This window comes from Kribbella sp. NPDC051936 (assembly GCF_040680955.1).
Lineage (GTDB): Bacteria > Actinomycetota > Actinomycetes > Propionibacteriales > Kribbellaceae > Kribbella.
Genome location: NZ_JBFAXS010000001.1, coordinates 1,116,326 through 1,139,485, shown reverse-complemented (window position 1 = coordinate 1,139,485; position 23,160 = coordinate 1,116,326). Strand labels below are relative to the sequence as shown.

Sequence of the window (23,160 nt, the reverse complement as noted above, 5' to 3'; positions counted from 1 at the left end):
AGCCCAGTCCTCCACTGTCATCACCCTTCACAGGGTCACGCAGGGGGTTCATTTTCAGCCGCCGATAGAGGGTCAGTCTTCACCCGACGTCGACACTGCGTGTGGTGACTCTGTGTATTGGCAGAGTAAGAGCAGACCGGCCATCTCTGTCCGAGGCGCGGATCTGCGCCTGACCTGCGGAAACTGGTAGGCCCCGTGGGACTCGAACCCACAACCCGCGGATTAAAAGTCCGCTGCTCTGCCAGTTGAGCTAGAGGCCCTCAGGTGGTGTGGGGAACAGTGTGTCAGGTTTGGTGGGGGAATGCTTGGTGGGGGTGGGGGGTTGTGGGGGCGTCAGGCACGGTGGTATAGATCGGAATTCGCCGCGGGGGGACCGACGGTGGGGTTGGGGGGAATGCTGTGCGTGCGGTGTTGGGGGCGGTTGTCCTTGTGCTGGCTGTCGGTGGGTGTGGGGCAGAGGCGGGTGGTGAGCCGGTGCGGGTTCTGCAGGGTAGTGCGTCGCCGAAGCGTGCGACTTCGCCGCTGCCCACGTTGCCGGCGTACACGACGGGCTCAAAGCCCACGTTGACTGCGACGGCTCGGCCGGTGGTCACGAGCAAGGAGGTCGTGGAGTTGCGGGTGATTCCGTTCAAGAAGAAGACGGTGACGGACGGGTCGTTGGCGAAGGGTGAGACGGCGGTTCGTACGGCGGGGGTTAACGGGACGCGGCGGCTGGTTTATCGGGTGACGTATGTGAACGGCGTGCAGACGGCAAAGAAGTTGGTGCGGCAGGAGGTGGCTAAGGAGCCTCGGTCGCAGGTGACTGCTGTGGGGACGAAGGCCGACGAGGAGCAGTGCGACCCGAACTACAGCGGCTGTGTCCCGATTGCCAGTGACGTGGACTGCTCGGGCGGTACCGGCAACGGCCCGGAGTATGTCGCCGGCCCGGTCGAGGTCGTCGGGTCCGACATCTACCGTCTCGACGCCGACCACGACGGGATCGCCTGCGAGTAGCCCGTCAGGCGCGACGCGCGGTGACGTCGAGGTCCAGTACGACGTCGGGGCGGATCAGGGCCGTCGTGAACGAGTTCCAGTTGGCGTTCCAGGTGTGCCGGTTGATGGTGCGGGACGCCGTGAAGTGGAGCTCGTCGCCGGTGTCGGTCACCTCGAGCGGCATGGTGAGCGGCGACGTCGTACCGCGGATCGTCAGGTCGCCGGTGACCTCGAAGCGACCTGGCGCGCTCGGCGTGACGGCGGTGGCGACGAACGTCATCGCCGGGTACGTCGGCGCGCCGAAGAAGTCCTGGCGCAGCTGGTCGTCGCGACGGCGGTTGCCGGTGTCGACGCTCGCCATCTGGACAGTCAGCCACCCGGACGACGCGGACGGATCCGCCGCCTCAACCTTCACGGCGCCCTCGAACGTCGCGAAGTGGCCGTGCACCTTCCCGCCCACGCGATGCGCGGCCACGAAGCCGATCCGGGTCCGGTCCGCGTCGAGCACATAGTCAGTCATACCCGGTACGACGAGACAGGACGGCGGACTGTCAGCCGATGACTCCCGTGGTGATGCGCCGCGGGGTGATGTCGAACATCGCGTCCTCGGGCGGATCGGCAACGTACGCGGCGCGCGCCTCCTCCGGCAGGTACTTCTCCACCGTCGCGTTCAGCAGGTCGGCGTCGAGCGGAAGGAAGCGCGCGACACCCTGCATGTTCACGTACTTCGCGGTCGCGCCCTCGACCGTCTGGATCGAGAGCGACAGCTCGCCCGTGCCGGTGCGGTGCAGTCTGGTCTTCTTCGACTTGGTCGGCGTCATCACCTGGAACCTGCCGGAGTCAGGCAGGTACATGAACCAGACCGGTGTCACATGCGGCGACCAGCCGGGGTCATCGATCGCCAGCACGGCCACCAGCGGCTGCGCCAGGAACTCGGCCATCTCCTCGGTGTGCATGATGCGAAATCCCATATTCCCGACCATCCCAGGCACCACCGACAGCCTGTCGATTTAGGATCTGCCTACATCGACGAAGGGATCGGGGTGCTCACCTATCAGCTGACGTCGCAGGATCTCGCGGACGTGCGGTTCGCGGTGTCGCCGGTCGCGGAGACGGTGCTGTCGCTGCGCGCGCTCCGGGATCCCGGCCGCTTCCCGCTGCAGCTGGCGTGGGTCCGGGCGGTGCAGCCGTACGTCGCGGAACTCGATTGGGACGTACTGCGCTGGCTCGTCAACGACACCATGGGCAGCCCGGATTTCCTGACGCCGCGCCCGTCCTCGCCGCTGACGCAACTCGACGACGAGCTGACCCTGATCGCGGCCGTCGACCAGGCGACGTTCGAGCGGCAGATGATCGCGGTGAACGGCGAGCTGCCCGCGGAATGCACGATCGACAAGGTCGTCGAGGCGCTACGGCAGTACTGGGACGCCGTCATGGCGCCGTACTGGAGCCGTATGCGCACGCTCCTGTCCGCCGACATCAGCTACCGCGGTCACGTCCTCACGCAGCAAGGCACCGGCGCGATGCTCAACGGACTGGGTCCGGCCATCACGTACGCCGACGGGCTGCTGAAGGTGGACCGTGTCGCCGAGCAGAGCCGTACCGAAGACGTCGCCGGCCGCGGGCTCGTACTGCAGCCAACACTGTTCGGCCCGCACGCGGTCATCCCGTTCGACCCCGGCGCCGAACCGCTGCTCGGCTACCCGCCACGCGGTCAGGCGAATCTGTGGTCCGTCGTCGAGCCGCCGTCACGGCACGACCTCGCCCAGTTGATCGGTACGCCGAGGGCTCACATCCTCGAGCTCCTCACCCATCCCCGGACGACGACCGACCTGGCCGGCGAGCTGAAGGTGACGCCGTCCGCCGTGAGCCAGCACCTTCAGCTCCTTCGCCGGACCGGTCTCGTCGAGCCGGAACGCACCGGCAAACAGGTTCTGTACCGGCCGACCGAGCTCGCTGCCCTGCTCACCGGCGCCACCGTCGACTGACCCGTCAGCTATAGTCGAACCGTCCGCGGGAGCTCGCAGGGAGTGGGCTGAGAGGGTGACTGGGCTGTCACCGACCGCTGAACCTGAATCGGGTAATTCCGGCGTAGGGAGGAAGCTGTGGAATCCGTCTGGGTGAACGGTACGGCGGTCGACGGGCCGGCCGGCCGGTCTGTCGCCGAGTTGATCGCGGAGTACTCCGATCGCACGACGGGGATCGCGGTCGCGGTGAACCAGAACGTGCTGACCAAGGCCGAGTGGGCCCTGACCACGCTCGAACCCGGCGACCGGGTCGAGATCGTCAGCGCGACGCAAGGAGGCTGACATGGACGACCCACTGGAGCTCGGCGGCCGCACGTACACGTCCCGGCTGATCATGGGGACCGGCGGCTCGGCCAACCTCGAAGTCATGGAGGAGGCATTGATTGCCTCCGGCACCCAACTGACAACGGTCGCGATGCGCCGCCTCGGCACCGGTCACGAGGGTTCGGTGCTCGACGTGCTGAAGAAGCACGGCATCGACGTCCTGCCGAACACGGCCGGCTGTCACACCGCGGCCGAGGCCGTGCTGACCGCGAAACTCGCCCGGGAGGCGCTGGAGACCGACCTGATCAAGGTCGAGGTCGTCGCCGACGACCACCTGCTGCTGCCCGATCCGGTGGAGCTGCTCGACGCCGTGGACGCCTTGGTGGCCGACGGTTTCACCGTGCTGCCGTACACCAACGACGACCCGATCCTGGCCCGTCGCCTGGAGCAGGCGGGGTGCGCGGCCGTGATGCCGTTGGCCGCACCCATCGGTTCGGCGCTGGGCATCCGCAACCCGCACAACATCGCGCTGATCGCGGAGGCGGCGAACGTCCCGGTGATCGTCGACGCCGGCATCGGTACGGCGAGTGACGCCGCGCTGGCGATGGAGCTCGGCTGTGCCGCGGTGATGCTCGCGACCCCGGTGACCCGCGCAGAGAAGCCCGCCCTGATGGCCGCCGCGATGCGCGACGCGGTCTCCGCGGGCCGGAACGCGCGGCTTGCCGGCCGCGTGCCGAAGCGCTGGCAGTCGGCGCTGGCGTCGTCGCCTACAACTGGTCTGCCAACGTTCTAGCCTCCGCCGCGTCGACGGCCCGATCCAGCAGAAGCGCGGTCAGCGACAACGTCAGCTCCTGGTTGGGCTGCAACGTCAACGGCTGCTCCCACGCGAGCGCCGGGCACGCCCCGACGTACTCACGGGATCGCAGGAACCACGGCCACACCTGATCCGGCTGCACCAGCAACAAGCTGACATCGCCCTGGACGAACGCGAGCCACCGGCCGACGGATCCGAACGCGGCCTCGAGCCCGTCGCCGTCCGCGCTCAGGACGGTCGTCGGGGCGGAGGGCAGGCGCCAGAAGATCCCGCCGTACCCGGCGCCCTCGCGTCCACAGGTCGCCGGGCTGTCGATGCGGATCGAGCCGTAGCGCGCGGTCAGCACGCTGTGCCAGTCGAGGCGCCAGCCGCCGGAGGCGAGAGCCCCGGTGAGGCGCCGGCGTTCGACCAGTTGCGGCCGCCCCTGCTCGTCGTACCAGGTGATGTCGTCGACCAACTCGCGATCGTCGACGGTCACGCCGCGGCTGCGTTGCTGACCGTGATTCGTGAGGAGGGTCGGGCCTTGACCGCGGACGTAGGTCCGGCCGCCCCAGTGGGAGGTGCCGTTGACCTGGGCGACCGACAGCGAAAGTCCGTAGTGGTGCCGGTGGTCCACCGGGTTGACCTCGGTCAGCGGATGCCCGCCGAGCGTCCGGACCGGATGCAGGTACGGCCGTGGCGCGTGCACCTGCGGCATCCGGCGGCCGAACTCGTACCGCGCGAGCAGCCCCGCTGAGCTCCCGAGCGCGAAGATGTCGCCCTGCTGCTGCCACGTGATCCGGTCGGCCGCGTCGTCCCCGTCCGGCTGCGACTCCTGCGGCACCGGCCCCGTGCTGGCCCGCACCGCCAAGCGCAGCTCCGGTACGCCGTCGACCGCACCGGAAGGCCCCGCGATCGCCGCGTGCAGCCGCTGCCACGCGAGTTCGCCGAGGTCTTTCTGCGGCACCCGGACGGTCGTCAGCGACGGTACGGCGAAGCGCGCCAGCCCGATGTCGTCCATGCCGGTCACCGACAGATCGGCCGGTACGGCGACGCCGACCTCGTTGAGCCGCGCCAGCAGCCCGAACGCGACGAGATCGTTGAACGCGACCACCGCGGTGGCGCGCGACTCGAGCACCCGCTCCACCGCGGCGTACCCGTCCTCGATCGACCAGCCGCACTCGAGCCGGACCAGCTCCAGACCGGGGATCTCCCGCTCGGCGACGTCGAGCGCGCGCAACCGCAACCTGTTGGACGCGCTCGCGGCCGGGCCGGACAGGAACGCCAGCCGCCGGTGCCCGAGGCCGACCAGGTGATCGACGACGATCCGGACGGCGCGGCCGTAGTCGACCACCACCGACGACACCTCCGCCGGGCCCTGGCGGTTGACCAGGATCACCGGCTGCACCTGCGGCAGCAGCTCGAGCAGTTGGTCCTCGTCCATCCGCGGCGAGACCATGATCAGCGCGTCGCAGCGCCGCCGGGCCTCGATCGCGATCGCGGCCTCGGCGTCCGGGTTCTCGGCGGTCTCGGCGACCAGCACCTTGTAGCCGGCGGCCGCGGACGCGTTCGTGATCCCGCGCAGGATCTGCTGGAACAGCGGGTTGCCGAGGTCCGGCACGACCAGCGCGACCATGTTCGTCCGGCCCAGCGACAGGCTGCGCGCCAGGTCGCTCGGGCGGTAGTTGAGCCGCTCCGCCGCGGCGCGCACCCGGGCGACGATCTCAGGTGCGACACTGAGCCGACCGTTCATCACCCGGGACACGGTCGCCCGCGACACCTCCGCCGCCCGCGCGACGTCGGCGATCGTGATCGAGTCCTTCGGTGTCCGTCCCACCCCCGTATCCTCTCCCGATGGAAACCGGTTTCTCAACCCTCCCGCGCAGATCTCCCGGAGTTTGAGCAAGCGCTTACCGCCGGCAGCCGGACTTCGAGGGTGGACCGGCCGGTGACCCGGATGGCGCCCCGGTGGCGGTCGACGATCCCGGCGGCGATCGCCAGGCCGAGACCGGCGCCGCCCGCACCGCCCGCACCGCCCGCACCGCCCGCACTGCCCGCACCGCCCGCACTGCCCGCGCCGCCCGAGTCGCCGATGTCGCGGGTCCGGGCCGCATCCAGCCGGACGAAGCGCTCGAACACACGCTCCCGGTCCGCGGCGGGGATCCCGGGGCCGTCGTCGGAGACCGTGAGCACGACGACGCCGTCCGCCTCGGCGACGCCGAAGCTGATCCCGGTGCGCGCGTGCCGCGCGGCGTTGCTGCCGAGGTTGCGTACCAGCCGGGCCAGTTGCGCCTCGTCGCCGCGGACCTGACCGGCCGACACCGCGGTCGTGTCGACCGCCACGCTTGTTGCCGCGCGCAACGTTTTTGCCTCGGTCAGAACCAGGTCGTCGAGGTCGACCGGCAGATCCGGCGGGGCGGACCGCTGCTCGTCGGAGCGGGCCAGCTGGAGCAGGTCGTCGACGAGATGCTGCATCCGCAGATCCTCCGCGAGGACCGTGGCGGCGAGCTCGCCGATCCCGGTCCGCTCCGGGTACGCCAACGCGACCTCGGCGTGCTGCCGGATCGCCGCGATCGGCGAGCGCAACTCGTGCGAGGCATCGGACACGAAGCGGTTCTGCGACTGCTGCGCCCGTTGCAGCCGGTCGAGCATCCGGTTCATCGTCCTCGCCAGCCGGCCGATCTCGTCGGCGCGCGTCGCCGGAACACGCCGATGCAGCTCGGCCGCGGTGATGGCGTCCACCTCCCGCCGGATCGCCGTCACCGGCGCGAGTACCCGCCCGGTCACCACCCAGGTCACCCCCGCGACGATCGCCGCCATCAGCGGTACGCCGACCACGAGCACCCGGCGTACGAACCGGGTCGAGTCGAGCACGTCCACCAGCGGCCGGCCGACGACCACCTCGCCGCCGGACGGTACGACGGCGGCGGCGAACACGAAGTCCTCACCGTGGCCGGGCGGTTCGACCCTGACGCACCCGGTCCCCGGCGAGGCGAGCCGTGACCCGCCGCCGGTCACGTGCCCGGCGCGATCGATCACCTGCACGATCTCGGTCGACGACGGTCCGACCACGGCTGCGGGCGCCGCGGCGAGCTGAGCCGCGCGATCCTGGGCGGCCCGGCAGACCTGATCGGTGAGCACCGAGCCCAGCAGCGCGACCAGCACCAGCGCGCCGGCCACCAAGGCGAACCCGACGACCAGGACCGCGGCCAGCGTCACCCGGATTCGCATGACGGCACCTCCTTCACGGCTCGGCCAGGCGATAACCGGCACCGCGCAGGGTCGTGATGAACTGCTCGCCGAGCTTGGTGCGGAGCCGCCGGATGTAGACCTCGACGATGTTCGGATCACCGTCGAACGCGTCGTCCCAGACGTGTTCCAGAATGGTCCGTTTCGACACGACCTGACCGCTTCGCCGGACCAGGAACTCCAGTAGAGACAGTTCGCGCGCCGTCAGCACCAGTTCGGTCTCGTCGAGCCAGGCCTTCCGGGCGGCCGGATCCAGCCGCAGCGCGCCGGTCTGCAAGAGGCACGGTCGCTCGGCGGCGCCCCGGCGTACCAGGGCCCGGAGCCGAGCGATCAGGACCGCGTACGAGAACGGCTTGGTGAGGTAGTCGTCGGCGCCGGTGTCGAGCGCGCGCACCTGGTCGGTGTCCGCGTTCCTTGCCGTGAGCATCAGGATCGGTGTCCACACGCGCTCGGCCCGCAGTGTCGCGCAGACCTCGAATCCGTCGACCTCCGGGAGCATCAGGTCCAGGACCACGACGTCGTAGCCGTGCTCGCGGGCGAGCCACAGCCCGTCCGTCCCGGTCAGTGCGACGTCGACGGCGTACCCCTCGGCCTCCAGGCCGCTCCGCAGCCCCGTGGCCAACCGGGGCTCGTCCTCGACCACCAGCGCGCGCATCACCCACCTCCAGGCGATCCTCCTTCATTGTGGCTGAATCCCCGCTGAATGCACCCGGTTCAGCAGGGGTTCAGCAGCGCGGGCCTAGCGTCGGACCATGGCGACCATCGAGGCGAACGGGCTGACCAAGCGGTACGGCGGACGCACCGCGCTCGACGGGCTGACCTTCACCGCGGACGCCGGGCAGGTGATCGGGCTGCTCGGGCCGAACGGCGCCGGGAAGACGACCACGATCCGGCTGCTCACGACGATCCTCGAGCCGACCAGCGGGACGTTCGCCGTGGCCGGCGTCCCCGGTGACCGGCCCGGCCGGATCAGGCAGCGGATCGGTGTGCTGCCGGAGAGCGCGGGCTACCCAGGCCGGCAGACCGGCGGCGAGTACCTGCGCTACGCGGCCCGGTTGTTCGGCCGGAGCCGGCGGGACGCACGGGCAGTCGCCGATCGGTTGCTGACCGAAGGCGGCCTCGGCGACCGTGCGGACGCGCGAATCTCGACGTACAGCCGGGGGATGCGCCAGCGGCTCGGGATCGCCCGCGCGCTGGTCAACGATCCCGAGGTGGTGTTCCTTGACGAGCCGGCGCTCGGCCTCGATCCCGCCGGGCAGCGGTCGATCCTCGAGACGATCGCGGACATCGCCGAGCACCGCGGCGTGACCGTAGTGCTGTCGACGCACACCCTGGTCGAGGTCGAGCAGGTCTGCGACAGCGTCCTGATCCTCGATCAGGGCAAGCTCCGGGCGGCCGGACCGATCGCGGAGATCATCGCCGGCACTGGAGGCCTGAGCGCCGCCTTCCTGGAGCTGACCGGTCATGAATGAGTGGAGCGTGGTGGCTCGGCAGGAGAGCCGGGACCTGTGGATCGGCGGCCGCGGACCGGTCTTGCTGTTCGGCTTCAGCGTCCTGCTGAGCACGATCACGTACCTCGCCGCGACCAACCGGGCGATGAACTTCCTCGAGCAGCGTGAGGCGGTCAACCTGACGGCGCAGGTCGGGCTGGCCGTGGGCGTCCTGCTGACTGTCGTGACCAGTGCGGACGCGATCAGCGGCGAACGGGAACGCGGCACCTTGGAAGGGCTGCTGCTCACGCCGGTCTCGCGGCGCGCGATCGTGGTCGGCAAACTTGCGACCGCGTCGACGATGTGGCTGGGCTGCCTCGTCGTCACACTCCCCTATTTGTGGGTGCTCGGGCGCGGGGTCGCCGGCGCGACACAGGCGGCGGTGCTCGCTCTGACCGTCGGCACGCTGGTCGCCGTCGGGCTCGGTGGTGTCGGAATGCTGTTCAGCGGGTGGACGAACTCCAACAAGACCAGCTTGGCCTGCGGATTGCTGCTGCTCCTGGTGCTGTTCGCCCCGACCCAGTTGCCGGCTCTGCCGAAGACAGGCTTCGGTCAGCTGCTGACCCGGGTCAACCCGATCGGCTCGGCGCTGCACTACATCTCGCAGGTCCTGGTCAGCCGTCGGCCGTGGACGCATGACCTCAGCTACCTGGCCGCTCCGGTCGTGGTCGCCGTACTCGTCCTCGTTGTCGTGGTCGCCGCCGGGCCACGACTCGTCCGACTGACCGCGGGTTCACGATGATCCTCCTGAGCCTGATCGCCACCGTCGCGCTTGCCAACCCGACGATCACCATGGACCACGACCAACTGACGGCGCAGATCGGCCAGACGCTCGCCGTCGAATCGGTCGTCCGGTCGTCCGTTCCGACGATCGCGCACTTGAACGTGGTCAGCCTCGACGGCGTGTACGTCGACCTGGAGGACTGGACGCAGGACGTCACCCACCCGGTACCCGCCGGGCCGGAAACTCCGGTGGACTGGGAGTTCCAGGCGGTCAACCCCGGCCACTTCGTGGTGTACGTCGTCCTGGTCCCCCGCACCGGTCCGCTCGTCGCGGGGCCGCCGGTCCGCATCACGGTGTCGCCCCGCCAGACCCTGGACACCGCGGGTGCGTTGCCGGTCGCGATCGCCGTACCGGCAATACTCGGTACCGTCGTCCTGGCCGGCCGAGCGAGGATAGGGCGACGACTGACGAGGAGGACGACGTGACACTCGACTATCCACAGCCCGAAGGTGTTGCTCCGGGCAACGGGTACAGCCACGTGGTGACCGGAGCCGGCCAGTGGGTGGCGATCTCCGGGCAGGTCGCTCTCGACGCGGACGGGAAGTTCGTCGGTATCGGGGACCCAGGGGCGCAGGCGGAGCAGGTGTTCGCGAACCTGGAGCGCTGCCTGGCAACCGCCGGCGCCACCTTCGAGAACGTGGTCAAGCTGACGTACTTCGTCACCGACATCGGCTACCTGCCCGCGGTCCGCACGGTCCGCGACCGGTACATCCCGGGGCCGAAGCCCGCGGGTACGGCGGTCCAGGTCGCCGCGCTGTTCAGCCCGGACGCGCTGCTCGAGATCGAGGCCTTCGCGATCGTCTAACGCAGCAGGTCGACCGCCACTCGCGCGGCCTCGCCGATCGCGGCGTCGACGCGCGGCTGGCGGAAGTCGCCGCGGGCGGCGAGCGTGAGGACGGCGATCGCGAACGCCGCTCCGCCGGGCAGCGTGACCACGCCGGCTTCGTGCCGCAACGCGCCGAACGTCCCGGTCTTCCCCGCGACGCGGACGCCGTCGTGCGGGAAGCCGGAGGCCAGCCGGTGCAGGAAGATCTGCCGATGCATGGTCGCCTTCACGAACTCGGTCTGCCCGGCCGACAGCAACTCCCCCGCCCACAGCCGGCGCAGCAGGAAGGTCAGGTCGCGCGCGCTGGCCGCTGACCCGTTGGCCGCCTCGTACACCCCGGCCGGATCGGTGCGGTCGTTGTCCGCGAGTACGGCGAGCGCGGCGTCGGCGTTGTCGGCGCCGGTCCGGCGTTGCAGGTCCCGCAGATTGCCCGCCGTACCCCGGCGGACCCAGGTGTGGCGCAGGCCGAAGGACTCCAGGATCCCGGCCAGCCGGCGCAGCCCGACGATGTCCAGCAGCGCGTCGGCCGACGCGTTGTCCGAGACGGTCGCCATCGACAGCGCCAGATCGCGCAGCGACACCGTCACCGGGTCCGCGAACACGGACAGCCCGGTCGGTCCGGCGGTCCGCTCCGACGGTTCGAGTGTCACGCGCTCACGCGGATCGAGGGCGCCCTCGTCCACCAGCCGACAGAACCCGGCGAGCAGCGGCAGCTTGTAGACCGAGGCCAGCGGCACGACCACGTCGGCGTCGTGCTCGACGGTCGCCTCGGGGTCGTCGAGCGAGACCGCGTGCAGCCAGCCGCGGACGCCGGCGTCGTCGAAGATGCCGCGGATCCGCGCGTTCACGCCGCCAGTGCTTCCGTGAGCTGCGCCATCACGTCGTTCGGCCGCAGGAACGGCGTACGCGTCCTCGACCAGACCAGCCGAAGCCGCAACGGCAGCGGATCGTCGGCCAGTCGATGCCGCGCGACACCCGGTGCGATCAGGGCCGGGTCGGCGGTCACCACGATCGCCTGACCGGCTGCCGCCATCGCCAGCCCGGCGCGCTCGTCCGTCACCACGACCGTGCCGCCGTCCGGCCGGTGCAACGCCAACGTGTCCAGGAACAGGTCCCGGGCCGCCGGCGCCTCGGCCCGCGGCCGGACCGCAACCGGCAGGCCCTTCAGCTGCCGCAGCGCCACGACCTCGTCGTGCACGGTCGACGCCGGCACCAACGCCCAGGTCGGCAGCAGCGACACCGGGCCGGCCTCCAGACCGTCCAGCACGGCGGGATGCAGTACGGCGGCCAGCGTCAACCGGCCCGTACCGACCTGGTTGACCAGCGAGCTCGTCGGCGCCGTCACCACCGTCACCCGGCTGCCCGGAATGACCGCACCGCAGGCCGCGGCGACCGCCGCGCCCGCCGACGGCGGCACCTCGGGCGCCAGGCCGAGCCGGATCTCGGGGCCCTCGGGATCGCGGGCCACGGCCGCCTGGTGCAGCTCCTCGATGGAGGTCAGGGCACGTCGCGCGTACGGCAGCAGCGCGGCGCCGGCGGGGGTGAGCTCGACCTGACCGGCGCCGCGTTCGAAGAGCTTCGCGCCGACCAGCGCCTCCAGCCGGCGCAGGCCCTGGGACAGCGGCGGCTGGGTGATGCCGACGACTCGCGCCGCGTCGCCGAAGTGCTGCTCCTCGGCGAGGGCGATGAAGATCTGCAGATGTCTCTCGGTCAGCATGGACCCGGCTGACCTGCGGCGATATCTCCAGACAATCGGCTCATGCGTAAGAGCATATTCGACATCGCCGAAGCACTCGCCTTGACTGACCGAAACGAGAGGAGACAGCGTGAAGGTGAGTCGGAGAGGAATGCTGGCAGGCGCGGCGGCGGCCGGAGCCGCGGGCGTGGCGGGCGCGATCGGGCTGGAGGGCCGGAGCGACGCGGCAACAGCCGGGCAAGTAGGTGAGGCGGGTCAGGGCCGGGCTCAGCGGGAGCCGGTGGAGCTGACCTGGTTCGGGACGCATGCGTGGCAGATCCGCTGCGGCAAGAGCGTCGTACTGACCGATCCGTGGTTGACCCGGTTCCACACCGGGACGTTCACTCCGGAGGGCGCCGACCCGAAGAGCAAGCTGGTGATCAAGCCCGATGTCATCGACAAGCACCTCGGCGCCGCCGACGCGATCCTGGTGCACCACGGCCACTACGACCACATGGCCGACGTCCCGTACGTCGCGAAGAAGACGCAGGGCACCGTGCTCTGCACGGAGACGCACGCCAATCTGCTGCGGGCGATGAAGACGCCGAACGAGCTGCTGTCACCGGTCCGCGGCGGTGAGTACCTGCCGTTCGAGGGCTTCACGGTCGAGGTGTTCCCGTCGCTGCACTCCTGCGGCGGCAAGCGGCACACCTACGCGTACCCGGGCTACCGGTACGACGTCCCGCCGCGCCCGCGCGTGATCGAGGACCTGGTCGAAGGCGGCACGCTCGCGTTCGTGATCACGATCGGCGGCGTGCGCATCCTCAGCCTCAGCACGGCGAACTTCGACCCGAACGCGCTGCGCGACCTCCAGGTCGACGTCGTCCTCGCGGCACCGGGCGGCGAACCGGGGATCACCGACCGCCTGCTGCGGACGATCAAGCCGGTCACCAAGGTCGTCGCCACGCACTGGGACGACTTCGACAAGCCGCTCGACGAGCCCGGCGTCCCGTGGACCGATCTGACCCCGTTGCGCACCTCGGTCGAGAAGACCGGCGCCGAGTTCGTCGTCCTCGATCACCTGCAGAAGGTCACGCTTTGACCCGGTAGTGGTAGCGCGAGACGGTCCGGAAGCCGAGCCGGTCGTACAAGGCCCGCGCCGGCGCGTTGTCCTCCAGGACGCTCAGCCAGACCCACTTCGCTCCACGGTCTGTTGCCGCGTGCAACAGACCGTGGATCACCGCGGACGCCAGTCCCCGGCGGCGGAAGTCCTTGTCGACGGCGAGGCAGTAGAGACCGGCGGTGTCGTCGACGAGCGCGAGCCGGCCGATCGCCTGCGCCCGCCGGTCGTTGGCGACCGTCGCGTAGAGCGCGTTCCCGCGGACCAGGATCTCCTCCGCGGCCGCTCGCGTGTCGTCGCCACGGCCGTCGACGCTCCACCAGCAGTCGGTCCAGAGCGTGGACGGCGTGGTGGATATATTCACGTCAGGCGTCGGCGTCGTCGGTGCCGGCAGCTTCGCGAGGACGTCGGAGATCGGCGCGCACTGCACCAGCGTCGGATTGCGGACCTCGTAGCCGCGCGCCTCGAGATGCGCGTCGAGATCGCTCGGCTGGACCGCCGGGCTGATCTGGAACGACGGCCTGATGTCGTGCGCGACATACAGATTCTCGACGTATTCCAAGGCCTTGTCGAGGTCGAACGGCGCACTCGCGGGCAGCACCGAGTTCGCTCGGAGGGTGACCCCGGCGTTGCGCCGGACCAGCCAGCCGTCCAGCTCGGTGCTGTCCGCGGCCTGCCAGCCTTGGTTCATCAGAGCGTCCATCCGCGCTTCGGCGATCACTCCACCAAGAGTAGAACCGCTCGGATCGAATTGCAACCGAATGGATACTTATTCATCGACTGCGGATCTCCGCGACCGCGTCCGCGAGCAGATCGATGCCCTCGACAACTTCTTTCCGGGACAGCGAGCCGTACCCGAACACCAGCCCGGCCGGGCCGGCCCCGGAAACCCAGTACGGCGCGAGGCCGTACACCCCGAGCTCACGCTTCAGCGCCGCCTCCCGTAGAGCGTCCTCGCCGAGGTCCGGCGGCAACCACGTCAGCACGTGCAGCCCGGCCGAGACCCCGACCGGCTCGAGCTCCGGCAGCCGCGCCGCCAGCCGCTCGACCAGAGTGTCCCGCAGCGCCCGGTACCGCGGCCGCATCCGCCGCAGATGCCGGTCGAACTCACCCCGCGCCACGAAGTCCGCGAACGCCAACTGGTCGAACACCGGCGACCCGCGATCGTCCATCAGCTTGGCCTGCGCCATCGGCTCGACCAGCCACGACGGCAGGATCAGCCAGCCCAGCCGCAGCCCCGGCGCCAGCGTCTTCGAAGCCGTCCCCGCGTACGCAACGCAGTCGGGCGCGAGTCCTTGCATCGCGCCGACCGGCTCCCGGTCGTACCGGTACTCGGCGTCGTAGTCGTCCTCGATCACCAATCGGTCGCCGCGCCCCGCCCACGCCACGAGCGCCGCCCGGGTCTCCGCCGACGTCACGGCCCCGGTCGGGAACTGGTGTGCCGCCGTCACCAGGACGACGTCCGCCCCGGACCGCTCCAGCGCCGCCACGTCGACCCCGGACGTCAGCACCGGTACGCCGACCGTCTCCAGGCCGGCAGCTGCCGCGACCTCCCGGAGATCGTTGTCGGACGGATCTTCGACCGCGAGCCGCCGGCGCCCGGCCGCCGCCAGGACCTGCAGCAACAGGCGCGACCCCTGCGCGAAGCCGTTGCAGATCACCATGTTCTCCGGGCGTGCCGCCGTACCGCGGACCCGGTTCAGGTAGTCGGCGAGCGCGGTGCGGAGCTCGATCGTGCCGCGGCCGTCGATGTAGGCCAGGCTGCGGTACGGCGTCTCGTTGAGCACCCGGCGTATTGATCGGAGCCAGGCGGCGCGCGGGAATTCGGAGACGTCCGGGCGGCTGTAGCGGAAGTCGATCCGCGGCGGGCCGGCAGCTGCCGCCGGGGCGGCCGTCGGCGAGACGACGGCGATGTCGGCGACCTGCGTGAACCCGCCGCCGCGGCTGACCAGGTATCCCTCGGCGACCAGTTGCTGGTAGGCCTCGACGACCACGCCGCGCGACAGCCCGAGGTCCTGCGCCAGCGCGCGCGTGGACGGCATCACGGTCTCGGCGCGCAGCAGGCCGGCCCGGATCCTGGTCCGGATCCCGCTCTCGAGCTGCTGGTGCAGCGGCACGCCGCTGTCCCGCTGCAGCTCGACCAGGAGTTCACCGGATCCGGAACTGGTCCTCATTCGGCTCACAGAACTGGACCTTATCGGCGTACCGCTGCGCTGTCAGGGTTGTGGGACAGACCAAGACACCCCAGGAGAGCTGAGATGACCGAGTTTCTGCGCACCGGCGACGCCGGGTACGACGAGGCCCGCACCGTCTGGAACGCCATGATCGACCGTAGCCCGGCCGTGATCGCCCGGTGCGCCTCGACCGGGGACGTCGCCGAGGCGGTGCGCTTCGGACGCGCGGCCGGCCTGGAGATCGCGGTCCGCTGCGGCGGGCACAACATCGCCGGTCTCGCGGTCCCCGAGGACGGCCTGATGATCGACTTGACGCCGATGAACGCGGTCCGGGTGGACCCCGTCGCGCAGCGGGCCTGGGTGCAGGGCGGCGCGCTGCTGGGCGAGCTGGACAAGGCGGCGCAGGCGCACGGGCTGGCGACCACGGCCGGGAACGTCTCGCACACCGGCGTCGGCGGGCTGACGCTGGGCGGCGGGATGGGCTGGCTGGCACGGCGGTTCGGGCTGGCCTGCGACAACGTCGTGTCGTACGAGGTCGTGACGGCGGACGGCACCGTCGTCCGGGCGAGCGCCGACGAGAACGCCGAGCTGTTCTGGGGCCTGCGCGGCGGCGGCGGGAACTTCGGGATCGTCACGTCGTTCGAGTTCCGGCTGCACCAGATCGGGACGCGGGCGCTGATCGTCGAGTTCAGCTATCCGGTCTCGGCAGGCTTCGAGGTGCTGCGCGGGTGGCGGGAGCTCAACGCCGACGCGCCGCGGGAGGCGACGTTCACCGCGAACATCACCGGGGACTCCCTGACGGTCGGATACGTGTGGGTCGGCGCAGGCGGGTACGAACTACTGCCGGCGTTCCGCGCGCTCGGGCCGGTGAGCGACGAGTTGATCGAGGAGACGACGTACCTGAAGCTGCAGACGCGCGACGACAACGTGCAGGGGCATCGCTTCCGGCGGTACTGGAAGGGGCACTACTTCAAGTCGCTGCCCGACGAGGCGATCCGCGCGCTGCTCGACAACCCGGGCGTGGGCGCGAGCCTGCAGGCGTACGGCGGGGCGATCGCCGACCTCCCGGCGGACGCCGCGGCGTTCAGCCACCGGGACACGCTGTTCGAGTTCGTGACCGCGACGCGCTGGGAGGACCCGGCCGAGGACGCGGAGCGGATCGCCCGGCTGCGCGGGTACGCCGCGACGCTGGCGCCGTACGCGAGCGGGGCCTACGTGAACACGCTGAACGAGGACCCGATCCACCGCGCGTTCCCGCCGGCGACGCTGCGCCGGCTGGTCGCGCTGAAGACGGCGTACGACCCGGCCAACGTGTTCCACCTGAACCAGAACATCCGCCCCGGCGAGCCGACCGCCGAGTCCGCCGCCTGACTGGTACCCCTGGAGGATGGATTTCGAGGCGGTCTTCGCCCACGTCGCCCGGGTGATCGAGGGCGCCGGCGTGGTGATCATGGCCGTCGGGCTCGCCGTCGTGCTGATCCGCTACGCGTACGACGTCGTCCGCAAGGGCTCCGGCAGCTACCAGCAACTGCGGGTGAGTCTCGGGCGGGTCATCCTGCTCGGGCTGGAGATCCTGATCATCGGGGACATCATCCGGACGATCATCGTCGACACGTCGCTGGAGAGCGCGCTGGTGCTGGGGCTGATCGTGGTGATCCGGATCGTGCTCAGCTTCGCGCTCGAGGTGGAGATCTCCGGAACCTGGCCGTGGCGGGCCCGCCAACCCGAACGCGGCATGATGGACACGTGACCAGCCAACACCTTCCCCGCCCCACCACCCCGGTCGAACTGACCCCAGAACTGGCGGCGACGATCGACGAAGCATTCGCGCGGCGGGACCGGGCCAACATGGGGCCGACGATCGCCTTCTTCGAAAAGCTGCTGACCGAGCACCCGGACAACCCGTACGTGCTCTACGAGGTCGGCGGGTCGTACGACACCGCCGGCGACGAGGAGAAGGCCGTCGGGTACTACGAGCGCGCGCTGCCCGGGCTGACCGGGGAGACCCGCCGCAAGTGCCTCCTGCAGTACGGCAGCACGCTGCGTAACCTCGACCGCTTCGACGAGTCGCTCGCGGTCTTCAAGGACGCCTGCGCGGAGTTCCCGGAATCGGACTCGCTGCGGGTCTTCAAGGCACTGACCCTGCAGGCCGCCGGACATCAGGACAAGGCGCTCGCGACACTGCTGCTGGTGATCGCGGACAAGGTCGACTCCGCCGAGATCAAGCGCTACGAAGCCGCCATCCGCGGCAACGCCGACTACTTGGCCGGACTGGGTTAGGACTTGCGCGCGACGCCGCCGTAGATGGCGTCGCGGATACCGGGCTGCGGGTCATCCTCGACGCGGCCGCCGGGGACGTGCCAGTCGGCCAGCCGGACGACCCCGGGCTCGAGGATCTCCAGTCCGTGGAACAGCGACGAGATCTGCGCGACCGAACGGAACGCCAGCGTCGGGAACGCGTCCTTGACCTTCGCGAGGAGCTCGGTCACGAGCTGGTCGACCGGGCCGCCGTCGCCGGGGTTGCACGCGTGGGTGATCGCCAGGTAGGAGCCCGGCGGCAGCGCGTCGACGTACTGCCCGGCGATCGCCAGGGTCTGTTCGTAGTCGTGGATGTGGTGCAGCATCAGCGCCATCACCAGCGCGACCGGTTGACCGTCGGCCAGCAGGCCCGCGACGGCCGGATCCGCCAGCACCTCGTCGGGCCGGGTGAGATCCGCCGCGGTGAACTGGGTCCGGTCGTTGTCGAGCAGCAGCGCCCGTCCATGCGCGACCACGGACGGGTCGTTGTCGATGTACACCACCGAGGCGTCCGGGCTGACCTTCTGCGCGATCTGGTGGGTGTTCTCCGCGGTCGGCAGGCCGGAGCCCGCGTCGATGAAGTGCAGCACCCCGGCCTCGTCGGCCAGCCAGGTGATCACCTGGCTGAGCCAGCGCCGGTTCGCCCGCGCCCAGACCGGTGTCTCCGGCGCGATCTCCATGATCTGCCGGTACAACTCGCGATCGGACTCGTAGTTGTCCTTGCCGCCGAGGGCGTAGTCGTACACGCGGGCGACGCTCGGACGCGTGGTGTCGATGCCGGGTGCGACCAGCCCGCCGTCGTACCTCGGCTGATCCGTCACACTGTCTCCTCGCGTCGGCGGTTCACTCCGAGGGTAACGCACGCAGAGTCAGCGTTTCACCACGACGAGTTCGAACTGTGTTAAAACTCAACGCGCACAGGGGTTTCAGCACGCGCAGGCCACGCCGCGCGGTGCGGTCAGCGGGTCGGCCGACCGCCGTTCGATGCCCTCCGCGGTCTCCACCGGCAGCCCTTCACGGACCCAGTACTCGAAGCCGCCGATCATCTCCTTCACCGAGTACCCGAGCTTCGCGAACTCCAGCGCCGCGCGCGTCGCGCCGTTGCACCCCGGTCCCCAGCAATAGGTCACGACCGGGACGCCGTCCGGTACGACGGCCGTTGCCCGCGCCGCGATCTCCCTCGTCGGCAGGTGGACGGCGCCCGGCACGTGCCCCTGGTCCCAGCTCTCCTGGCTGCGACTGTCGATCAGCACCCACCCGGTCACGCCGGCGCCGATGTCGGAGGCGACATCGGACACGTCTGTCTCGTACGCCAGCCGTTCCGCGAAGTGGGCGACGGCGGCCTGGTCGATCTGCTTGGTCATGGAGCAAGCGTCGGCGACCGGGCGACGCGACGATAGTGGCAGAAATGCCCTAGTACATCAAGATTCAGCCACGGCGGATCTTGGACCGCGCCCGGGCCACCTTGATCGCCTGCTTCAGCGTCTCCACGTCGTACGCCCCGTAGTGCCGCTGACCGTTCACGAAGAACGTCGGCGTCCCGGAGACCCCGCTCGTGTCCGCCGACTCGACGTCCTGCGCGACCCGCGCCGCGGCGACGTGCCGCTTCACGTCGTCGTGCAGCCGATCGGTGTCCAGACCGAGCTGTTCCGCGTACCCGATCAGGTCCTTGGGCTGGAGGTTCTCCTGGTTCGCGAGCAGCAGGTCGTGCATCTCCCAGAACGCGCCCTGCGCACCCGCCGCCTCCGCCACCTCCGCCGCGATCTGCGCCCGCGGGTGGACGTCGGACAGCGGCAGGTGCCGCCATACGTACCGCAGGTCGTCGTCGTGCAGGAGGTCACGGACGACGGGCTCGGCCATCCCGCAGTACGGGCACTCGAAGTCGCCGTACTCGACCAACGTGACCGACGCGTTCTCCGGGCCGCGGATGTGGTCCCGCTCCGGATCGACCGGGTCGGTGAGGTCCACCAGCTGCTCCGCGTCGCCGAGCAGCGCCAGCGCCTTCTTCGGCGGCGACAGCAGCTTGGCCGCGCGGAACACCGACCAGGTCAGCGCCGACGCGACGATCACTGCGCAGAGCAGACCGACCTTCGCCTCGGCCAGCTGCGGCCCGTCGAACGCGATCGTCGCGATCAGCAGGGACACCGTGAAGCCGATGCCGGCGATGGTCCCGCTGCCGGCGACCGCGGCCCAGCCGACGCCGGGCCGGATCCGCCCGCCGCTCAGGCGCTCGACCAGCCAGGACACCGTCGTCACCGCGAGCGGCTTGCCGACGACGTACCCGATCAGGATGCCGAGCGTGATCGGCGACGTGAACGCCCGGCCGAGGAAGGCCATGTCGATGGTGACGCCGGCGTTCGCGAGGCCGAACAGCGGGACGATCAGATAGCTGGTCCACGGGTGGTACAGGTACTGCAGGCGCTCGTTCGGCGAGATCGTCGTGGTCAGGCCGACGGTCGCGGACCGCGCCAGCTCCGGGGTGGGCTGCTCGCGGAACAGCCGGAACCGGCCGGTCGCCTCCTCCAGCTCCTCCCGGCCGGGCGAGTACGCCGGCGCCGTCAGTCCGATCGCCAGGCCGGCGACCACCGGATCCACGCCGCTGCGCAGCAGCGCGGCCCACATCAGCACGCCGAGGATCACGTAGATCCACGCCTTGCGGACGCGCAGCAGCGACAGCGCCAGCACGACCGCGAACGCGACGATCGCCGCGGTCAGCGGCATCAGCTTGATGTCCTCGCTGTAGACGACCGCGATCACCACGAGCGCGAGCAGGTCGTCGACGACGAACACCGTGAGCAGGAAGACCCGCACCCGGTCCGGCACGCCGCGGCCGACCAGCGCGAGCAGACCGAGCGCGAGCGCGGTGTCGGTCGACATCGCGACACCCCAGCCGTGCGACCCCGGACCGCCGGCGTTGAAGGCCACGTAGATCAGCACCGGAACGACCATCCCGGTGACGCCGGCGAGCATCGGCAGCACGAACCGGCTGCGGTCCCGCAGGTCCCCGAGGTCGAACTCGCGCCGCGCCTCCAGCCCCACCACGAGGAAGAACAGCGTCATCAGCCCGCTGTTGATCCACTCCTGCAGATCCAGCCGCAGCACGTCGTGCCCGAGCCCGATCGACAGATCGGTCCGCCAGACCTCTTCGTACGTCTCCGGCGACACGTTCGCCCACAGCAACGCCACCACGATCGCGGCCGCGAGCACCCCGGAGCTCCCAGCTTCGGTCCGCAGGAACGCCCGCATCGGCGCCGCGAACCCCCGCCGCCAGACGGTCCGCCCACTCAACAGACCAGACAAGTCCGCCATGGCGGACACTGTAAACCGCGCCCGCTCCGGGCACCCGCGGCGTCCGGATTTCCGACGTTCGACGGATGGCTAACACTTCGGGGGGCTCTGGCTGCATTATTGCCTTGCCCTGTCGCACGACATGCCCTGGAGACCCCAGTGACTGAGCCTGAGACCGTCAACTCCGCGGATACCTTCGCCCGGCTCGCGATCGAGCTGCACGACGCGCCAGGCGTCGAGGAGACGATCGAGGCCGTGGTGCAGTTCGCCCTGCAGGCGTTGAGCTGTACGTACGCAGGCGTGGTGCTCTCCACCCGGGGTTCGCAGGCCGAGGTCGCCGCGGTCACCGATCCGGTCGTCGCCGACGTCTACGAGCTGCAGATCACCACCGAGAACGGGCCGCTGGTCACGGCGCTGCGCGACCGGACCACAGTGCTGATCCGGGACACGGGTACCGACGACCGCTGGCCGGAGTGGGCGGCGAAGGTCGCCGCGCTGGGAGTACGCAGCGTTCTCGACGTACCGCTGGCGACTGATGATGCAGCGCGACGGACGGTCGGGGTGCTGGGACTGTACAGCCCGGAACCGGACGCTTTCAGCGCCGACGACGAGGCGATCGCGCACATCCTCGCCCGGCACGCGACGGTGGCGGTGGCATCCGCGCGGCACGAGGAGACGATGGCGCAGGCGGTCGACGCGCGGAAGCTCGTGGGCCAGGCGATGGGCATCCTGATGGAGCGCTTCGACGTGGACGGCGACCGGGCGTTCGCGATCCTCAAGCGGTACTCCCAGGACACCAACACCAAACTGCGCGACGTCGCGCAGCAGCTGATCGATACGCGCAAACTCCCGCAGTGACGACAATCTGACACCGTTGTCCGGCCGCCATCTCCGGCGATCCGTTGCATACTGCGAGATGAGCCCGACGCCGGGACTTGTGCGGCCAGTACCGCGGACCGGGTCACGTCCCGGCGTCCCACCTCCTCGCTACGGCGCTGGATCACCAGCCAGGGCCTTAAGCTGACGCAATGGGTGAGTGGCAGCCGTTGGCAGGGCCATCGAGGCAGGTCGCGTTGGAGATCCTGCTGGACGGTCCTTTGTCGCGGGCCGAACTGTCACGCCGCGTCGGCCTGTCCCCCGGCAGCCTGACCCGGTTGACGAAACCGATGGTCGAGTCGGGGCTGCTGGTCGAAGTCGAGGGCGGTCCCACCGACGCCCGGGTCGGCCGCCCGTCGCAGCCGCTCGACCTGGATGCGAACGCCCATCACTTCGTCGGCATCAAGCTCACCGGCGACTCCGCGATCGGCGTCCTCACGACGCTCCGCGCGGACGTGCTGGCGAGCGTTGAGCGCCCGATCCCCGACCCGACGCCGTCCGCGGTCGCCGACCTGGTGCTCGACATCACCGACGAGTTGGCCGTCCAGGTGCCGAACGGTACGGCGATCACGGGGCTCGGCGTCTCGCTCGGCGGCCGGGTGGCGAACCGCTCCGAGGTCCGCTGGGCCCCGTACCTGAACTGGGTCGACGTACCGTTCGGCGAGATCCTCGCCGCGCACACCGGCGTCCCGATCGTGGTCGCTAACGACTTCACCTCGCTGACCGAGGCCACGCACTGGTTCGGCGCCGGGCGGAACTCGGACCGCTTCGTCCTGCTCACGATCGGCGCCGGCGTCGGCTACGGCCTCGTCGTCCACAACCGGATTGTCGACAGTCCGGACATCACCCTCGGTCTGGTCGGCCACCACCCGCTGATCCACGACGGCCCGCTCTGCGATCGCGGCCACCACGGCTGCGCGGTCAGCCTGCTGACGGTCGGCGCCGTCACCTCCCAGGTCGCTGCCGCTCTCGGCCGGCCGGTCGGGTACGAGGAGGCGCTCGATCTCGCCGCCAAAGGCGATCCGGCGGCACGCGAGGTGATCGGCCGCGCCGGTCGCGCCTTCGGCAAGCTGATCGCCGCCGCCGCGAACTTCACCACGCCCGAGCTCGTCGTCCTCGGCGGTGAAGGTGTCCGGCTGGCCGAGGTCGCGCACGACGAACTGCTGGCCGGACTGCATGCCGACCGGCATCCGTCGGCCGCCGAGTTGCCGATGGTCCTGCAGCCCGCCGACTTCGGCGAATGGGCACGTGGCGCCGCGGTGGTCGCGATCCAGACCTTCGTGCTGGGCATCGAGTAACTGGCTATTTCTCTCTAGACAGTTAC

26 protein-coding genes, 1 tRNA gene and 1 riboswitch are annotated in these 23,160 nt (G+C 70.2%); of the genes, 14 read left to right on the top strand and 13 right to left on the bottom strand.

The genetic code is table 11. The features are described from left to right. Positions 1-184: 184 nt before the first annotated feature. Positions 185-260 (bottom strand) — tRNA-Lys (locus AB0L64_RS05740). A 139-nt stretch (positions 261-399) separates the two neighbouring features. On the opposite strand from AB0L64_RS05740, the gene AB0L64_RS05735 reads away from it, so the two are divergent. After that, positions 400-993, top strand: a complete 594-nt coding sequence (locus AB0L64_RS05735) for a G5 domain-containing protein (protein WP_363708065.1) — start codon at positions 400-402, stop codon at positions 991-993. A 4-nt stretch (positions 994-997) separates the two neighbouring features. On the opposite strand, the gene AB0L64_RS05730 is transcribed toward AB0L64_RS05735, so the two are convergent. Together AB0L64_RS05730 and AB0L64_RS05725 are read right to left on the bottom strand one after the other, a co-directional pair. After that, positions 998-1,492: a YceI family protein gene (locus AB0L64_RS05730; RefSeq protein ID WP_363708063.1), complete on the bottom strand. Its 495-nt coding sequence runs from the start codon at positions 1,490-1,492 to the stop codon at positions 998-1,000. A 31-nt stretch (positions 1,493-1,523) separates the two neighbouring features. Continuing rightward, the gene (locus AB0L64_RS05725; RefSeq protein WP_363708061.1) at positions 1,524-1,943 is read right to left on the bottom strand and encodes a pyridoxamine 5'-phosphate oxidase family protein; all 420 of its coding nucleotides are present in this window, start codon (positions 1,941-1,943) and stop codon (positions 1,524-1,526) included. Between the two features lie 72 nt (positions 1,944-2,015). Between AB0L64_RS05725 and AB0L64_RS05720 the strand changes: the two genes are divergently transcribed. The 3 genes from AB0L64_RS05720 to AB0L64_RS05710 all read left to right on the top strand — a co-directional run bounded on the left by AB0L64_RS05720 (position 2,016) and on the right by AB0L64_RS05710 (position 4,056). Continuing rightward, a complete protein-coding gene (locus tag AB0L64_RS05720; protein ID WP_363708059.1) occupies positions 2,016-2,960 on the top strand; it encodes a DUF5937 family protein in 945 nt (314 codons plus the stop codon). A gap of 15 nt (positions 2,961-2,975) precedes the next feature. After that, positions 2,976-3,087, top strand: a riboswitch (TPP riboswitch). Beyond that, entirely contained in the window at positions 3,078-3,281 is a 204-nt protein-coding gene (gene thiS / locus AB0L64_RS05715; RefSeq protein WP_363708056.1) for a sulfur carrier protein ThiS, read from the top strand. It overlaps the preceding riboswitch by 10 nt. A 1-nt stretch (position 3,282) precedes the next feature. Next, positions 3,283-4,056: a thiazole synthase gene (locus tag AB0L64_RS05710; protein WP_355699893.1), complete on the top strand. Its 774-nt coding sequence runs from the start codon at positions 3,283-3,285 to the stop codon at positions 4,054-4,056. Here AB0L64_RS05710 and AB0L64_RS05705 read toward each other — a convergent pair. Genes AB0L64_RS05705 through AB0L64_RS05695 form a run of 3 tightly spaced genes read right to left on the bottom strand, consistent with a single transcriptional unit; the run spans position 4,031 to position 7,960 of the window. Next, entirely contained in the window at positions 4,031-5,893 is a 1,863-nt protein-coding gene (locus AB0L64_RS05705) for a DUF6807 family protein (protein WP_363708053.1), read from the bottom strand. The genes AB0L64_RS05710 and AB0L64_RS05705 overlap by 26 nt on opposite strands. Before the next feature lie 32 nt (positions 5,894-5,925). Next, positions 5,926-7,287, bottom strand: a complete 1,362-nt coding sequence (locus AB0L64_RS05700) for a HAMP domain-containing sensor histidine kinase (RefSeq protein ID WP_363708051.1) — start codon at positions 7,285-7,287, stop codon at positions 5,926-5,928. 13 nt (positions 7,288-7,300) lie between these two features. After that, on the bottom strand, positions 7,301-7,960 hold the full coding sequence (locus tag AB0L64_RS05695; RefSeq protein ID WP_363708049.1) for a response regulator transcription factor: 660 nt from the start codon (positions 7,958-7,960) through the stop codon (positions 7,301-7,303). Positions 7,961-8,057: 97 nt separating this feature from the next. Here AB0L64_RS05695 and AB0L64_RS05690 point away from each other — a divergent pair, with 97 nt between their 5' ends. The 4 genes from AB0L64_RS05690 to AB0L64_RS05675 are packed head-to-tail and all read left to right on the top strand — an operon-like array spanning position 8,058 to position 10,384. Then, positions 8,058-8,777: an ABC transporter ATP-binding protein gene (locus AB0L64_RS05690; protein WP_363708047.1), complete on the top strand. Its 720-nt coding sequence runs from the start codon at positions 8,058-8,060 to the stop codon at positions 8,775-8,777. Then, positions 8,770-9,537: an ABC transporter permease subunit gene (locus tag AB0L64_RS05685; protein WP_363708045.1), complete on the top strand. Its 768-nt coding sequence runs from the start codon at positions 8,770-8,772 to the stop codon at positions 9,535-9,537. The genes AB0L64_RS05690 and AB0L64_RS05685 overlap by 8 nt, the downstream gene beginning before the upstream one ends. Next, a complete protein-coding gene (locus tag AB0L64_RS05680) occupies positions 9,534-10,004 on the top strand; it encodes a hypothetical protein (protein WP_363708043.1) in 471 nt (156 codons plus the stop codon). Before AB0L64_RS05685 ends, AB0L64_RS05680 begins: the two co-directional genes overlap by 4 nt. Next, positions 10,001-10,384, top strand: coding sequence for a RidA family protein (locus AB0L64_RS05675; protein ID WP_363708041.1), 384 nt, complete (start codon positions 10,001-10,003; stop codon positions 10,382-10,384). Before AB0L64_RS05680 ends, AB0L64_RS05675 begins: the two co-directional genes overlap by 4 nt. Here AB0L64_RS05675 and AB0L64_RS05670 read toward each other — a convergent pair. Both AB0L64_RS05670 and AB0L64_RS05665 read right to left on the bottom strand, forming a co-directional pair. Next, entirely contained in the window at positions 10,381-11,253 is an 873-nt protein-coding gene (locus AB0L64_RS05670; RefSeq protein ID WP_363708039.1) for a serine hydrolase, read from the bottom strand. The two genes, AB0L64_RS05675 and AB0L64_RS05670, sit on opposite strands and share 4 nt — an antisense overlap. Further along, the gene (locus AB0L64_RS05665; protein WP_363708037.1) at positions 11,250-12,122 is read right to left on the bottom strand and encodes a LysR family transcriptional regulator; all 873 of its coding nucleotides are present in this window, start codon (positions 12,120-12,122) and stop codon (positions 11,250-11,252) included. The genes AB0L64_RS05670 and AB0L64_RS05665 overlap by 4 nt, the downstream gene beginning before the upstream one ends. A 109-nt stretch (positions 12,123-12,231) precedes the next feature. Between AB0L64_RS05665 and AB0L64_RS05660 the strand changes: the two genes are divergently transcribed. Continuing rightward, positions 12,232-13,182, top strand: coding sequence for an MBL fold metallo-hydrolase (locus AB0L64_RS05660; protein WP_363708035.1), 951 nt, complete (start codon positions 12,232-12,234; stop codon positions 13,180-13,182). Here AB0L64_RS05660 and AB0L64_RS05655 read toward each other — a convergent pair. After that, positions 13,172-13,921 carry a GNAT family N-acetyltransferase gene (locus AB0L64_RS05655; protein WP_363708033.1) on the bottom strand — a complete coding sequence of 250 codons (750 nt, stop codon included), beginning with the start codon at positions 13,919-13,921 and terminating at the stop codon, positions 13,172-13,174. The genes AB0L64_RS05660 and AB0L64_RS05655 overlap by 11 nt on opposite strands. 52 nt (positions 13,922-13,973) lie before the next feature. Continuing rightward, a complete protein-coding gene (locus AB0L64_RS05650; protein WP_363708031.1) occupies positions 13,974-15,374 on the bottom strand; it encodes a PLP-dependent aminotransferase family protein in 1,401 nt (466 codons plus the stop codon). Positions 15,375-15,458: 84 nt separating this feature from the next. On the opposite strand from AB0L64_RS05650, the gene AB0L64_RS05645 reads away from it, so the two are divergent. Genes AB0L64_RS05645 through AB0L64_RS05635 form a run of 3 tightly spaced genes read left to right on the top strand, consistent with a single transcriptional unit; the run spans position 15,459 to position 17,654 of the window. Then, a complete protein-coding gene (locus AB0L64_RS05645) occupies positions 15,459-16,745 on the top strand; it encodes an FAD-binding oxidoreductase (protein WP_363708029.1) in 1,287 nt (428 codons plus the stop codon). Positions 16,746-16,761: 16 nt separating this feature from the next. Continuing rightward, the gene (locus AB0L64_RS05640; protein WP_363708027.1) at positions 16,762-17,124 is read left to right on the top strand and encodes a DUF1622 domain-containing protein; all 363 of its coding nucleotides are present in this window, start codon (positions 16,762-16,764) and stop codon (positions 17,122-17,124) included. Further along, complete coding sequence (locus AB0L64_RS05635; RefSeq protein ID WP_363708026.1) at positions 17,121-17,654, top strand: tetratricopeptide repeat protein; 534 nt, start codon at positions 17,121-17,123, stop codon at positions 17,652-17,654. Before AB0L64_RS05640 ends, AB0L64_RS05635 begins: the two co-directional genes overlap by 4 nt. On the opposite strand, the gene AB0L64_RS05630 is transcribed toward AB0L64_RS05635, so the two are convergent. From AB0L64_RS05630 to nhaA, 3 genes are all read right to left on the bottom strand, one after another. Next, positions 17,651-18,493, bottom strand: coding sequence for an SAM-dependent methyltransferase (locus tag AB0L64_RS05630; RefSeq protein ID WP_363708024.1), 843 nt, complete (start codon positions 18,491-18,493; stop codon positions 17,651-17,653). The two genes, AB0L64_RS05635 and AB0L64_RS05630, sit on opposite strands and share 4 nt — an antisense overlap. Before the next feature lie 105 nt (positions 18,494-18,598). Beyond that, complete coding sequence (locus tag AB0L64_RS05625; protein ID WP_363708022.1) at positions 18,599-19,036, bottom strand: rhodanese-like domain-containing protein; 438 nt, start codon at positions 19,034-19,036, stop codon at positions 18,599-18,601. A gap of 64 nt (positions 19,037-19,100) precedes the next feature. Next, a complete protein-coding gene (nhaA, locus tag AB0L64_RS05620; RefSeq protein ID WP_363708020.1) occupies positions 19,101-20,981 on the bottom strand; it encodes a Na+/H+ antiporter NhaA in 1,881 nt (626 codons plus the stop codon). A gap of 138 nt (positions 20,982-21,119) precedes the next feature. On the opposite strand from nhaA, the gene AB0L64_RS05615 reads away from it, so the two are divergent. Then, complete coding sequence (locus AB0L64_RS05615; RefSeq protein WP_363708018.1) at positions 21,120-21,818, top strand: GAF and ANTAR domain-containing protein; 699 nt, start codon at positions 21,120-21,122, stop codon at positions 21,816-21,818. A 170-nt stretch (positions 21,819-21,988) separates the two neighbouring features. Next, positions 21,989-23,134 carry an ROK family transcriptional regulator gene (locus tag AB0L64_RS05610; RefSeq protein WP_363708016.1) on the top strand — a complete coding sequence of 382 codons (1,146 nt, stop codon included), beginning with the start codon at positions 21,989-21,991 and terminating at the stop codon, positions 23,132-23,134. The last annotated feature ends 26 nt before the right edge of the window (positions 23,135-23,160 follow it).